The following is a 14,052-nucleotide window of genomic DNA, read 5'->3' on the forward strand; positions in this document are numbered from 1 at the left end:
GAACACTTAAATGAAAATCAAAAAAGTATTGCATAGGAATCGTGGTTTTATCGCTTTCTTACTATTGATGTTTGTAGTGAGGGGAGCGGTGGCGGATTGGTATCATGTTCCAACCGGGTCGATGAAGCCAACCATTCTTGAAGGCGACTATGTGTTTGTGAATAAGCTCGCTTATGATTTACATCCACCATTTTCTACCCACTCGGTGTTGAGATTGTCTGATCCGAAACCAGGTGACGTTATCGTTTTTGAATCAGCAGTGGCGGATATTCGTTTGATTAAGCGTGTTGTTGGTGTGCCTGGCGATGTGATTTCGATGCGCAACAATCAACTGATTGTGAACGGAAAGCCACTACCGTATGAGCGGGTTGACGTGGAAGATCTCCATCCGGAGCTTAATAAGAGCAGCGATAAACTAACATTTCGCGAAACCATTTCCGGTCAATCACATCTCTTGCAAACGGATGCTCATCTCACCAGTCCATATGGAAGCTTTAGTGAAATTGTGGTTCCGCAAGAGAGCTACTTCGTGTTGGGTGACAACCGAGATAATAGCCGAGATTCTCGATTCATTGGTTTTGTTTCCCGTGGCGAGATTGTTGGCCGTTCGCGTAAAATTTTGCTGTCATTAAATTATGATAATTACTATCTACCCAGATTAGATCGAATTAATTTTCCCCTGCTTTAAATTCTAACTGTTATTTCAGATGCCATACCAATGATGTGATCACTGTATGATGGAGTGAGATTGTTGTCCGATGTCTAATCTAAGTAAGGCATCGCAGGAAGACGTCAAACAATTCTCCAATATATTTTGTATAATCCTTCCAACATTTATTCTGCGAATAACTCTACTAGATTGGTCGAAGTGCCCACATTATGTCAGACGAAGACAAGATATTCCTTGAGGCGATGGGTGATGTGCAACCCTTAAAGGCTGAGAAAAGAATTCAGAGCGCAAAAGTGTCCGCAACAACGCCAGGTCTTGAAGCAAGAAGACAAGCGGCGACTGCTCTTGGTGAGCAGAAAGCTGATGGTTTGTCGGAGAGCAATGTTCCCGCGTTGACGCCTTACGATTTGCTGGAGTTTAAACGCGATGGAATTCAACACGGTGTGTTTCGAAACTTACGACTAGGGAAATACACAATCGAAGCGCGATTAGATATGCATCGCATGACGGTAACTGTTGCTCGCTCTTCGATCGTGCAGTTTATCGATGACTGCGTCGAGCACGATGTTCGTTGTGCTCTCATTACACATGGCAAAGGAGAGAATCGCCAACCGCAACCCGCTTTGCTGAAAAGCCACGTCGCTCATTGGCTACCGCAGATTGACTCAGTAATGGCGTATAGTTCCGCGCAAAAACATCATGGTGGAACCGGATCGACCTATGTTTTGCTGAAAAAATCTGAAAAAAAGCGTTTAGAAAACTCCGAAAGGCACCAGAAAAAATCTTAATATAACAACAAGAAACTAAAAGATATTCCTGCCACAACGCCGACTAGCGCATGAGCATAGTGGTTGCCAAATACTGCTTCATCCCAACGCTTATTTCGTTCCATGTAGATCGTTAAGGGCATAGTCGCGCCAAGACTCAAGGTTCCTATCATTGCAATCAAGCAGGCGAAAAAAAGACTTGCGAGCGGAGCTTGCTGGGCAAAACTTGTCAGTACTTGGGCGCTGGTACTATCGCCCGTAAAGGTATTGTTCAGAACCAATGAGGTCGTCAGCAAAAATAAAATAAAAAGTTTGAGTTTGACGAGTAAGTGAAGCGGAACGATTTTCTTTTTTGATTTATTTTTAGTCGCGAAGGCACCTAAGGCTAATCCGAGGATGGCGCTTCCAAAAATTAATTCTGCACTGTAAGGCAATTTGCTATTAATCGCAGATAAAAAAGGGATCCACATAATCTCATATAGCGATGTCACTACGCCGATTGAAACCAAAAAAACAAAAATCAGACGAGGGTGTAGAGGCTTTTTGCATAAGTTTCTACTGAGAGGATGCTCTAGCGGTAATGGGTTTCTGCCATCCTTTACCGATAAGCTGCAAACAAAAAAAGCTGTCATTATATGAACTAGGCAACTTAATTGAATAGTGGCTGCGATACCAGTAGTCATAGATGCCAATAAGGGTGCAAGGGCTAATCCCGTCGCCATGCCAGAACCGTAACAAAAATATATCAAACTGATTGAGCGACCAGTCTTAACTGGACCACAACGAAGAATACCAAAAGACAGTAAAGGAAAAATAACTCCCAGTAGTATCGCTTGCGGTGTAATTAACAAGAGAGCAGCTAGCCAAGTAAATTGATGGCTCATTATTGGTTTACTGGCGAGAAAAATAAATGCAGAAAATAAACCGACGGCTAGAAAACCCGTACCAGCTTGGAGAAGAGCGAACAGCTTTAAGGGGTTGAAAATTCGCTTGCTAAAATAGCTCGCCAATTTTGCGCCAATAATCATACTCGTAAAGAATATACCGACGAGGATTAACCAGGTATTTATACCTGCTCCAAGTAAGCTCGCGAGATGGCTAATAACGGTAAGGGTATAAAGCGCTGAGCTTGCCGATGCGACGGTAAGTAACAAAAGGTAGGTTCTGGTGCGATGGGTGCTTAGTTTGTCGCTCTCTTGCCCAAGTTTTTCCGCCGAATTTTGCGCTTGTATGTCCTGGTTAAAAATATCCATTTCAATGTCGGCTTAGTGTTGTGACCTGGTTTGGCAAAATCTTTTTGCCCCCGCAAGTTAATTTCTTCCAAGTTGTCGCAATGGAGACTTTGAGCCCGTATTGTATGGGTTTAGATTAGTTAGGCTAGAATCAAGTGAGTTAACGGGGTTATTAATAGATTGGTGGCGAATGTGCCCGGACAGTTGCCTAGGCAATCGAAAATATGACCGCGAGCGCATTTTTTGTTTTAGATCTTTTTAAGTGTCCATGATTAAGAGGTGTTAATTGCAAAGTGATAATCAGATAAAAGTTTTCTCGCTACTTCTCAGCTTTACGATTCTGTTGCTCGGTGGATGTGGTGGCAATGATTTGCCAAAACTCGATCAAGGAGCGCTTGTCTTGGCTTTTGGTGATAGCCTTACTTACGGTTATGGAGCTGAGCTTAGTGAGAGTTACCCTGCTGTACTGGCAGGACTTTGTTCCTGTGAAGTGATTAACGCGGGAATATCTGGAGAAACAACTGAAGAAGGGTTAGAGCGTTTTGTTGATGTCCTCGATCAGCATCAACCGTCGCTGCTGATATTGATGGAAGGTGGTAACGACATACTGAGAAATAACACCGCATCTACCAAAGCGAATCTCTCAAAAATGATTGAAATTTCACAGCTAAATAATATTTCGGTGGTGTTGATTGGTGTCCCGGAGAAAAATCTATTTTCGAAGAGTGCTCCTTTGTATCGAGAATTGGCTGAAGAGTATGAGCTGGTTTTCGAAGACGAATTGCTTTCTACACTTCTAAAAAATCCTCGCTACAAATCTGACAGCGTACACTTGAATCGAGAAGGGTATGCGCGTTTTGCTGAAAATATTTTTGATTTATTAAAAACTAACGGCGCGTTTTAAGTTTTTTAAAAACTAAGTGAATTGTAAGGCGTACACCGGGGGCAGATTGTTAGAGAGAGTTTGCCAACTGTTGCCGCCATCATCGCTCAGCCAAAGACCTCCCGTTGTCGAGGCCATCGCTAGGCGTTCACCACTGGCATCAACCTCAAGACAATGGCGATATATCAGGTCGTAGCTTTCCGTGTCGGGTAATCCGGCGTCGAGGGTAGAAAACGTCTTTCCGCCATCTTGTGTTTTGGTTACGACCAGTCTTCCATCTGTGGGGTAGCGTTTTTCATCTTTGATTGCCGGTGCAAACCACGCGGTATCTGGATCACTAGGATGTACCGCGACGGCAAAGCCAAAGCTTGATGGCTGGGCATAGATGCGCTGCCAATTTTGGCAATAGTCGTCCGATTTAAAAATGCCGTTATGGTGTTGAACCCAAAAATGTTTTGGTGATGTTTTACATTGCACCATCCGATGAGGGTCTTGGGTGGCAGAATTTTCAGCCTGATCCGGTGGCATGTATTCGGCGACCATCCCCTGAGTAGAAATTTTCCAAGTGTTTCCGTTATCTTCGCTTAACCAGACACCACCACACGAAACGGCGACGGAGATTTTGTTTTGATCAAAGGGGTCGACGCAAATAGAGTGAATGCCGGGCTGGTCATAGCCGCCACCAAACCATTGTTCTCGAAGGGGTTCGTTCCATAAACTTTCTATTAACTGCCAGGTTTCGCCGTTATCATCGCTCCGAAACAGTCCACCTGGGATGGTTCCTGCCCACAGACAGTCATCTTTGCCAGGTGCTAAACACCAGATCAGCGCTAAATTTAATTCCTCGTCGGATTTTATTTTTCCATAAGATGGAACTTGGATTTCAGTCCATGATTTTCCGTCATCAAGCGAGCGGTGTAACTTGCAACCAAAATGTCCTAGATTAAGTGCGGCATAAAGTGTTTGATTGTTGGTATCGTTTAAGACCATGCTCACGGGATCACCCAGAAAACTACGCTGAGCGATTTCCCAGTGATCTGTATTGTTTCGATTAAATTCAAATAAACCTTTGCGACTCGCGACGAGTAAGCGATTACTTTTCGGTTGAAGAGTGTCCATATTTCTGTCTTCCTCCTTTGAATTTTGGTTTCACAAGTACCTTTACAAACAAACCATTAACCACCGGACAAGGCTTGCATAAGATAGACCTCACTGGTGTCGATGAGGGGTTTATCAAGCGCTGTTTCTTTATTTTGTAAATCACCATCAATAAAAACAGCAACATGCTTACGAAGCTTGCCGTGATCATCTAATAAATAATTTGGTAAACGTGGAAAGTCTGCCCTGGCTTTCTCCAGTAATACCTTAAGGTTGTCCCCTTCATAGTATCTTGGCTCACAGGGGCCAACGCTTTCGAGATGGGAAGTGCAAGTAATATAAGCCATTGATCTAGCTTCCAAAGTGTAGAAAGCAGTTGGGTGATTTAGTGTTTGAGTTTATTGCGGCCTCAAGGTTAGCAGGAAAATAAGCTATTTTGGAACTTTATTGTCAGTGCATCTGCAGAATAATTTGTAATTTGTCGTGTTTTGTCAATATGTTGAATGGAAATTTATCCTTCGTATAGTGAATTTATTCAGCCATGAGCGGTCGTATTTGCTTAAGGTTCTATCTGGCATGATGACAATGAAGGCGACCCTGGTGTTGCTTTATCTCGCTGCCACACTTGGCGATGTTTTGGGCTTGTTGATCCCACATTTAAGCCACCTTAATGCCACTTTTGTTTTGCAGTATTAGGTGAAAAAAATTGAGCGTTTTATTTCGCTTTACTTTAAGCTTCTCTCGCGACATGAGTTTGTAAAAGTATGCGTAATAACTTGTTCTACGCGCTGAACGCTTGCTTCCTCTCGAAACGAACGGTAAGCAAAATTTATTCAATTTTATTTTTAAAAGAAGTAGGTAAGCAAAGATGAGTGAAGATACGGGAGAACGATCCGACTTAACCGTTAAGTTACTGGTGTTGATTATTGCTATTGCTGCGGTTGCAGGGTTATTTTTTCTAACTCAGCAAGATGAAGCTGAACAGGAGACGGCGGTAGTTAATCTTCCCGCAGTGACTTCCGTTGAACGCGATATGCCAGAACCGGAAACTGCGCCAGAAACTTTGCGCGAAGTGCTTGCCCCGATTGCAGAAAAACCCCAAGCCGATACTGCGGTGATATCGCCAACCTTACCTGTTGCACCTCCACCGGAGCCACTTCCAGAATTGCATCAGAGCGATCCCGCCGTTATTGAAGAAGTTAAACAGCTGGCGGTTGGTGATAAATTACTTAAATTGATTGTTCCCGACAGTGTTATTTTGAAATTTACTCGCGCGATCATCGCCTTAGATGAAGGTACTGTGGTGAATGATTATCGCCCTCTTGTATCACCACCACCGCCATTTAAAACAGACAAAATTAATGAGCCCCTGATTGAACAAGTGGGGCAGCGCTATCGCTTGTCGCCGGAAAATTATTTGCGTTATGACGGTATGGTGACGGTGTTAGAAGAGTTGGATAGTCGTGCAGCCGTAAAGGCATACCGCCGTTTTTTACCATTATTCGAGGAGGCCTATGCGCAACAAGGTTTGGATACTGGTGGTTTTAATCAGGTGGTGTTGAGAGTAATTGATAATTTTCTCGCTACTCCAATCGTTGAAGAAGAACTGATACTAGTGCAGCCCAAAGTGTTTTATCAGTTTCAAGAAATTGCTTTGGAAGAGCTGCCAGGCTCACAAAAATTATTGTTACGCATGGGGCCGGAAAATACGCGTCGTATTCAAACTAAGTTAAGGGAAATAAAAGCCTTACTTTCAATGTAAGGAGCCGAACGAATTCCCACAATTCGTTCAATTTTCGCCAATCACGCAAGCACGAAACTAGTCCACCTAAGTTTGCGGCTGGCTTTTCTAATAAGATATTTAGATACCAATGACGCCATTTTGGGATAAATTGGAAAATTGTGGCGTCTTCTCCTACCACAACTTTCTAGATTGAGTTAGAGTTCCAGTCGCAGTGCTTACATATAAAGCCAAGTCTTTGAATATAAAAGAAACTAATCAGCTTGAGCGAAGCTAGTGCTGCAAACTATTCACCGTAGTGAAACCTATTCTCTGTATATAAATTCAACTGTCGAAAACAAAAGGAGTTGCGTTGTGGCCAAAAAAAAACCTCAGCCAGTATTAAACGTTATGGAAGATGCGCCGGATATGCGCGACCTGTATTACCAGCCGAATTTGCGAACACTCAAACCACAGTTGTCACCACCTGCAGACCTCAATATCCGTAATCAAGGTGTTGAGGGCGCCTGTACTGGCTTTGGTTTGTCTGCGGTCATTAATCTTCTCTATCGGCAGCAGGGCTTTGAGATCGAAGTGAGCCCCAGAATGCTTTATGCAATGGCGCAGCGTTATGACCAATGGGTGGGGGAAGACTACGAAGGCTCAAGTTGTCGCGGCGCTATTAAAGGCTGGCGGAATTCAGGCGTTTGTCTCGAAGATTTGGCACCCTACAAAGAGGCGGACAAAAATTTTGTTATCACCGCTGATATTTCGAAAGATGCACGTAACCGAACGATTGGCGCTTACTACCGTATTCGACCGGAAATTTCACACATGCATGCGGCGATTAATGAAACCGGCGTGATTTATGTGTCTGCCGCTGTTCATGGTGGTTGGTTTAAAACACAGATTGATGACGACGACGATCCAATTATTGTTCAGAATAATGTCCTGGAAGGTGGCCATGCTTTTGCGATTGTTGGTTACAACGAAAAAGGTTTTTGGGTGCAAAATTCTTGGGGGCCTAGCTGGGGTAGATATGGATTAGCTCTTTGGCTTTATGAAGATTGGGCGGTGAATGTAAAAGATGCATGGGTTGTACAGCTTGCTCTGCCAACACCGCAAATTTTCGATCACCAAGTTTTGGCGGGTAAGAGCGCAGCGGGAAATCATGGCGCAACCATGGGGTCGCCGCCACGAGCCGCTATCGAAGATCATTTCGTTCATCTGGATGATGGCGATTATAAAGATGATGGGCGTTACTGGAGTAATGTTAATCATATGGAGCTTATTCAACAGCGATTAACGGAAACAGATTTCGAACATTTTTTATTTTATGCTCATGGCGGATTAAATAGCGTTAAAGATTCTGCAAAACGCATTGCGACAATGAAAAATATTTTTCTCGACAATGGTATTTATCCTTTTCATTTTATGTACGACACAGGTCTAGCAGAAGAGCTAAAAGATGTTATTTTTGGCAAAAAAGAGAGTGCTGAAACCGTAACCGGCCGGGTAAGCGATTGGTTTGATCGGCGGATAGAAAACTTAACCCAAGTTCCTGGTCGTGCTTTATGGCGAGAAATGAAACGCGGCGCATCAACGCCCTTTTCAAGAGCGACTAGTGATGGCAGTGACGCAATAGACCGCGTGCTGAGCCAGCTGGAAAAGTTAGATCGAAAAATTGGCGTTCACGTCGCTGGACATTCCACAGGCGCAATTTTACAAGCTTATATGTTGGATCGTGCGGTCAAGCAACGCGATGAGTTAAAGATATCAAGCTGTACTTTATTAGCACCAGCGGCCACTAATGAACTCTTTATAAAACTATACAAACCATTACTCGATAGTAAGGTCATAAAAGATCTTAGTATTTACAATTTGACAGATAAGTTAGAACTCGGTGACACCGTTGCCGGTATTTACCGTAAATCATTACTTTATTTGGTGTCTCGTTCTTTTGAAGAGGAGGGGAACGCCCCCATTCTAGGCATGGAAAAATATAATGATCGATTAGGAGTAAACCATCCAGCGTTTAAATTCGTATACAGCAAAGGGGCTAAGACTGGAAAAACATCAAGTACAAGTCATGGTGGTTTCGATAATGACCCTAATACATTGAACGATATGATGAAGCGAATTCTTGGTAAAAAACCCAAACGACCTTTTACTAAAAAAGATTTGGATTATTAAACGGCTTTTGATTAGTTGGTTTCAATAAATGGGCGCTAGCAATTTTAAACTGGTGTGAAAATTAATGATAAGTGAGAATGTTGATAATCCAGAAAGCCAAAGTAATAAAGTGGCCGTTACTCTAAGTGAAATTGAAGCGAGGGTTCTCGGTTCCTTAATGGAAAAGCAACTCACCACGCCAGAAGCTTACCCATTAACACTCAACAGTTTGATTTTGGCCTGCAATCAAAAAAGCAGTCGAGAGCCGATCATGAACTTGGCTAGTGGTGAGGTTCAGGCTGCATTGAACGATCTACAGCAGCGCAAATTAGTCGAAATCGAATATGGTTCTAGGGCGAATCGCTTCGCGCAACTTTTGACGCGTATCTTGTTTTTACCGAAGCCCGAGCAAGCCTTAGTGACAATTATGTTATTGCGTGGGCCGCAAACAATTAACGAACTTTTTAGTCGAACACAACGTAGTTCTGTGTTCAAAGATATAACAGCACTTGAAGAAACGCTTCGTAGTATGTGTGCTAAAACTTCTCCGGTAGTTCTGCATATTCCTCGGCGGCCTGGGCAGCGAGAGGATAGGTATACACACTTACTCTGTGGCGAACCGGATGTCGAGTTAAAGCCTTCCGTCAACAACCCAGTCAGCAGCCACTCTTCTACTGTGAAAGCCGAAGCTCATAACTCTCGTGAAGAGAATGATCTAGAAAAGAGAGTCGAAAAACTGGAAAGCCAAGTAAGAGTTTTACTGGAGCAATTAGGTCTCGAAGATTCTAATTCGATTGATTAGTGTCATTCTCGATCAATAGGGTGACGCATTAAACTGTTTTTAATTTTAATAAGGGGTTTATGATGTTTGAAATTCAAAAAAGATTTTCGTTTACAGTTGCTATATCATTTTTCTTAGCGACCTTATTATCAAATACTTTGTTTGCGCAGGTTGCACCAAATACGGATGAGTTAAAAACGACTTATTTAAAACCGAATATTAATTTGCGCCAGTATGATCAGTTTATAATTAGACCGCTCGATCTTTCGGATACCAGAATTGTTCCACCGGCTTGGGTAGACAATCCCGACCCCCGCCAATGGGTGTTGAGTGAAAGCAATAGAGAGTTTTTAAAAGTAGCGTTTCGAGCGGCCATGAGAGTTGGTCTAGAAGAAGGCGGCAAGTTTAACGTGGTGCGAAATGCAACAAATGGAACATTGCAGTTAGAAATAAAGATCGTGTCTTTGTCGCCATACGCGCCGAGAGATAAGAACCTGACTACTAAGGGTTACGGCGAGCTCAGTTTTGAAGCGCAATTACGAGATGCGCAAACCGGTGATCTGCTAGCGATGTATGAAGGAGTTCAGCAGGTTGGTGATCAATACCAGGAAAACACGGAGTTTAATCAAGCCAATAGTTTTGCTGAGCAATTTCGTCAATGGGGTCGCAATGTATCTACGCGTTTAGAAGCGGCGCAGAAACAGTAAGCGCAACGGAGATATAGCTACCGGTTTTCATACAAAATACCCGTCAATGTGTTCAAGTGCGACGGGTATTTCTTTTTGTCCTCTCGTCTATCCCATAGCGGTTCTATATAGTCTTCATTAACTTAGTGATGATAGTTTGTAACCCTTTGTCTAAATGCGGCGTAATGATCAGGATGACTATCACCGCTCAAAGGGTGCTCCCCCGCCAAGTTACAAATAATTTCATATTGACTTGTGTGGTGAATACTGCTGGGTCAGTTGGTTGTTTAGTGTTAAAGCATTTGGAAATTTAATTTTAAGTCTTTAATGAATACCGATGCTAATTTGCCATCAATATTAGGAAAATTTATGAAGAAGTTGTTAATCCTTCTGGTCTTTATCGTCGGAATAGCTATGTTTTTCGTTTTAGGTTTTGACGACTATTTTACCTTTGACAACCTCAAAGCGAGCCAGGAAAAATTTTCAGATTTGTTTGAGCAGTCCCCTTGGTTAATTGCTTCGACCTTTTTTATTGTTTATGTGTTGATGGCCGCATTTTCAATTCCTGCGGCAAGCTTACTTACTCTCGCAGCGGGCGCATTATTTGGATTAGTCCTGGGTACCGTACTGGTTTCTTTTGCGTCTTCTATTGGGTCGACGTGTGCATTTCTGGTCTCGCGTTATGTGCTCGGAAATTCCATGCAAGAGAAGTACGGTAATCGACTAAAAGCAATCAATGAAGGGATCGAAAGAGAAGGGGCTTTTTACCTTTTTACATTACGCCTCGTGCCGATATTTCCATTTTTTGTTATCAATATACTGATGGGCTTAACCAAGATAAAAGCCACGACATTTTATTGGATTAGTCAGCTGGGGATGTTTGCGGCAACTGTCGTTTACGTCAATGCTGGAACGCAACTAGGGCAATTAGAAAGCGTTGGTGATATTTTGAGTTTCAATTTAATCGCTTCGTTTGTTCTCTTAGGTTTCTTCCCACTTATAGCGAAACGAATTATCGATTTTGTTAAAAAGCGCCGAGTCTATGCTAAATGGACACGCCCTAAATCTTACGATCGTAACTTGATTGTTATTGGCGCCGGGGCAGCAGGTTTGGTAAGTGCGCTTATCGCGGCAACAGTAAAAGCGAAGGTCACCCTAGTTGAAGCTCATAAGATGGGCGGTGACTGTTTGAACTACGGCTGCGTGCCTAGTAAAGCTTTGATCAAGAGCGCGAAACTCGTCAATCAAATGCGCAATGGTGAAAAATACGGAATTGATTCAGCAGAAGCAAAATTTAGTTTTAAACAAGTTATGCGGCGAGTAGATGACATTATTAAAACCATAGAGCCTCATGATAGCGTTGAGAGGTATACCGGCTTGGGAGTGGGTGTTGTGCAAGGGTACGCGAAAATAGTTGACCCCTGGACTGTAGAAATTACTTGCGAAGATGGCGGTGTTCGAAAATTAACGAGTCGGAACATTATCATCGCTGCGGGCGCGCAACCTTTCGTTCCTCCGTTACCCGGTATTGATGCAGTTGGATACGTCACTAGTGATACTTTATGGGATAAGTTTTCTGAACTTGAACAGCCTCCAAAGCGTTTAGTCGTGTTAGGGGGTGGACCGATAGGCTGCGAATTAGCGCAAAGTTTTGCGCGCTTGGGCTCACAAGTCACCCAGATCGAAATGTTGCCGCGCATAATGATCCGCGAAGATGAGGAGGTGGCTGCGCTAGCGGAAGAATCACTTCGAGCAGACGGCATAAATGTCTTAACCGATCACAAAGCATTGCGTTGCGAAAAAGAAGGCGAGAAAAAAATCCTCGTTGTTGAGCATCAAGGCCAGGAATCGCGGATTGAGTTTGATGAATTGTTGTGTGCTGTGGGTCGTAGCGCAAGACTGTCAGGTTACGGTTTGGAAGAGCTGGGTATAGAAACTCAGCGTACCGTTGTTACCAACGATTATTTAGAAACGCTTTATCCCAATATCTACGCGGCAGGTGATGTCGCTGGACCCTATCAATTTACTCATACCGCATCACATCAGGCATGGTATGCATCGGTAAATGCTTTGTTCGGCCAATTTAAACGATTCAAAGCGGATTACTCAGTTATTCCTTGGACAACATTTATTGATCCCGAAGTTGCGCGTGTCGGGCTCAATGAGCAAGAAGCGAAAGAAAAAGATATTCCTTATGAAGTTTCTACTTATCCTCTTGACGACTTAGATAGGGCGATTGCAGACAGCACGACTGCGGGTTTCGTAAAAGTGCTGACGCCTCCGGGAAAGGACAAAATTTTGGGAGTCACTATTGTTGGCGCACACGCGGGCGATTTGTTAGCGGAATACGTGTTGGCGATGAAACATGGTCTGGGATTAAACAAAATCCTGGGTACGATACATACTTACCCGACTTTGGCTGAAGCGAATAAATTCGCGGCGGGGGTTTGGAAGCAAGCGAATAAGCCTGAAAAACTTTTAGGGTATGCAAAACGTTATCACGATTGGATGAGAAAGTAAGATGAAATTAATTACTTCAGTTTTAATTTTTCTAATGGTTTCAATAGACGCGTTCGCGCAAAACATTAGCCACCTCAGTTGGGATCGCATGTTGGGCGAGTATGTGCTGTCCATAAATGAAGGTGCAAGTACTGGGGTAGATTATGAAGGTTTTCTAAAAGATAGAAAAAAATTAAAAAGCTATCTTGATTTATTATCAGCGGTTCAGCAGGAGGAGTTTGACACTTGGGCTAAACCTGAGCAGTTGGCATTTCTAATCAATGCCTACAACGCGTGGACGGTGGAGTTAATTCTGACGAAATACCCTGACCTTGAATCAATAAAAGATTTGGGGTCAATATTCAAGTCGCCTTGGAAAAAGAAGTTTGTTGTTTTATTGGGGGAAACTCGGTCCCTAGACGACATTGAACATAACTTGATACGGGGCTCGGGTCGCTACAACGAACCGAGAATTCATTTTGCGGTAAATTGCGCGAGCATTGGTTGTCCTGCACTGCGCTCCGAAGCTTATCAAGGAGAAAAGCTTGAGGAGCAGCTCGAAGAAGCGACCAACAGTTTTTTAAGTGACATTTCTAGAAATCGAATACGAGATGATGAGTTGCACGTTTCTAGTATTTTTAAATGGTATCGCGACGATTTTGAAAGCGCTTGGCGGGGTGGAAAAAGTTTGGAAGAATTTCTACTGTCTTATAAAGACGCCTTGGGTTTGTCACAGAGCCAAGCGACAAAATTGAAAAATAATCAGATCGATATCGAATATTTGGACTATGATTGGCGACTAAATAAAGCAGAAGATTGAGATGAAAAAATTACTCCAGTCTTATTAAAGTTATAAAAAGCTTATATAAGGTAAGATGCTTTCACCAAAGCTCATGACATAGCTAAATATAGGGACTCCCATAAGACTTAACGCAACCAATCCAAGTAGTGCATAACTTCCATACCGGTAGTTATATTCTCGATATGTCCGGGCCATTTTTTTAGGTAAGAAATAGGGCAGAATATAATGGCCGTCTAAAGGACCGATTGGTAGTAAATTAAATATCATCAATAATAAATTAATTAAAGCCAAGTAGATAAAAAAGAAGCTAGCCGATTCGCTTTGTAAAAACCCCCATCCTTGATTTATGCCAAATAAATAGAAGTTCACTGATAATATTGCGAGGACTAGATTCATTCCCGGACCAGCCGCTGACACAAATAGGTCGGCCCATATCGAATTAAATTTACTTGGGTTGGTTTGTACGGGTTTCGCGAATCCAAAACCAATGAGTACGACCATTAACAAACCTACGGGATCAATATGGACAAGTGGGTTTAGAGTAAGTCGTCCCATTTTTTCCGCGGTGTCATCGCCATATATTTTCGCCGTAGCAGCATGGCCGAACTCATGAAATGAGAGGGAAATGATGATGGCAATAACGATGAGTAAGAAAAGCGTAACTTGTCCCTGGAATAGAAGTTGAATCATAACGTTTTCAGCGTAATCCTTAAGAGGTTGCCATGCCCTGATAAATATATAA

Annotated in this window: 13 protein-coding genes; 9 read left to right on the top strand and 4 right to left on the bottom strand. The window is 42.9% G+C overall.

The genetic code is table 11. The features are described from left to right. Positions 1 to 10 precede the first annotated feature (10 nt). Positions 11 to 688 (top strand): signal peptidase I, encoded by a 678-nt coding sequence (gene lepB / locus ACYUCY_RS02115; protein ID WP_460224790.1) that lies wholly within the window; start codon positions 11 to 13, stop codon positions 686 to 688. Between the two features lie 191 nt (positions 689 to 879). After that, complete coding sequence (gene smrA, locus ACYUCY_RS02120) at positions 880 to 1,458, top strand: DNA endonuclease SmrA (protein ID WP_460224791.1); 579 nt, start codon at positions 880 to 882, stop codon at positions 1,456 to 1,458. On the opposite strand, the gene ACYUCY_RS02125 is transcribed toward smrA, so the two are convergent. After that, positions 1,455 to 2,690, bottom strand: coding sequence for a spermidine synthase family protein (locus tag ACYUCY_RS02125; RefSeq protein WP_460224792.1), 1,236 nt, complete (start codon positions 2,688 to 2,690; stop codon positions 1,455 to 1,457). The genes smrA and ACYUCY_RS02125 overlap by 4 nt on opposite strands. Positions 2,691 to 2,955: 265 nt before the next feature. Between ACYUCY_RS02125 and ACYUCY_RS02130 the strand changes: the two genes are divergently transcribed. Beyond that, positions 2,956 to 3,573, top strand: coding sequence for a GDSL-type esterase/lipase family protein (locus ACYUCY_RS02130; protein WP_460224793.1), 618 nt, complete (start codon positions 2,956 to 2,958; stop codon positions 3,571 to 3,573). A 12-nt stretch (positions 3,574 to 3,585) separates the two neighbouring features. Here the strand turns inward: ACYUCY_RS02130 and ACYUCY_RS02135 are convergent, their stop codons facing one another. Both ACYUCY_RS02135 and ACYUCY_RS02140 read right to left on the bottom strand, forming a co-directional pair. Next, positions 3,586 to 4,671: a WD40/YVTN/BNR-like repeat-containing protein gene (locus tag ACYUCY_RS02135; RefSeq protein WP_460224794.1), complete on the bottom strand. Its 1,086-nt coding sequence runs from the start codon at positions 4,669 to 4,671 to the stop codon at positions 3,586 to 3,588. Positions 4,672 to 4,727: 56 nt separating this feature from the next. Next, complete coding sequence (locus tag ACYUCY_RS02140) at positions 4,728 to 4,997, bottom strand: ubiquitin family protein (protein ID WP_460224795.1); 270 nt, start codon at positions 4,995 to 4,997, stop codon at positions 4,728 to 4,730. Positions 4,998 to 5,518: 521 nt separating this feature from the next. On the opposite strand from ACYUCY_RS02140, the gene ACYUCY_RS02145 reads away from it, so the two are divergent. The 6 genes from ACYUCY_RS02145 (at position 5,519) to ACYUCY_RS02170 (ending at position 13,328) form a co-directional block, all read left to right on the top strand. Next, complete coding sequence (locus ACYUCY_RS02145) at positions 5,519 to 6,412, top strand: DUF3014 domain-containing protein (protein WP_460224796.1); 894 nt, start codon at positions 5,519 to 5,521, stop codon at positions 6,410 to 6,412. 333 nt (positions 6,413 to 6,745) lie between these two features. Then, entirely contained in the window at positions 6,746 to 8,563 is a 1,818-nt protein-coding gene (locus tag ACYUCY_RS02150) for a C1 family peptidase (protein WP_460224797.1), read from the top strand. A 64-nt stretch (positions 8,564 to 8,627) separates the two neighbouring features. Beyond that, the gene (locus ACYUCY_RS02155) at positions 8,628 to 9,344 is read left to right on the top strand and encodes a YceH family protein (protein ID WP_460224798.1); all 717 of its coding nucleotides are present in this window, start codon (positions 8,628 to 8,630) and stop codon (positions 9,342 to 9,344) included. A 59-nt stretch (positions 9,345 to 9,403) separates the two neighbouring features. Continuing rightward, a complete protein-coding gene (locus ACYUCY_RS02160; RefSeq protein ID WP_460224799.1) occupies positions 9,404 to 10,030 on the top strand; it encodes a DUF3313 family protein in 627 nt (208 codons plus the stop codon). A gap of 348 nt (positions 10,031 to 10,378) precedes the next feature. After that, on the top strand, positions 10,379 to 12,529 hold the full coding sequence (locus ACYUCY_RS02165) for an FAD-dependent oxidoreductase (RefSeq protein ID WP_460224800.1): 2,151 nt from the start codon (positions 10,379 to 10,381) through the stop codon (positions 12,527 to 12,529). Position 12,530: 1 nt separating this feature from the next. Continuing rightward, positions 12,531 to 13,328: a DUF547 domain-containing protein gene (locus ACYUCY_RS02170; RefSeq protein ID WP_460224801.1), complete on the top strand. Its 798-nt coding sequence runs from the start codon at positions 12,531 to 12,533 to the stop codon at positions 13,326 to 13,328. Positions 13,329 to 13,358: 30 nt separating this feature from the next. Here ACYUCY_RS02170 and ACYUCY_RS02175 read toward each other — a convergent pair whose 3' ends face one another. Then, positions 13,359 to 14,000 carry a site-2 protease family protein gene (locus ACYUCY_RS02175; RefSeq protein ID WP_460224802.1) on the bottom strand — a complete coding sequence of 214 codons (642 nt, stop codon included), beginning with the start codon at positions 13,998 to 14,000 and terminating at the stop codon, positions 13,359 to 13,361. Positions 14,001 to 14,052: the final 52 nt, after the last annotated feature.

The sequence above is a fragment of the Aurantivibrio infirmus genome (assembly GCF_054767315.1).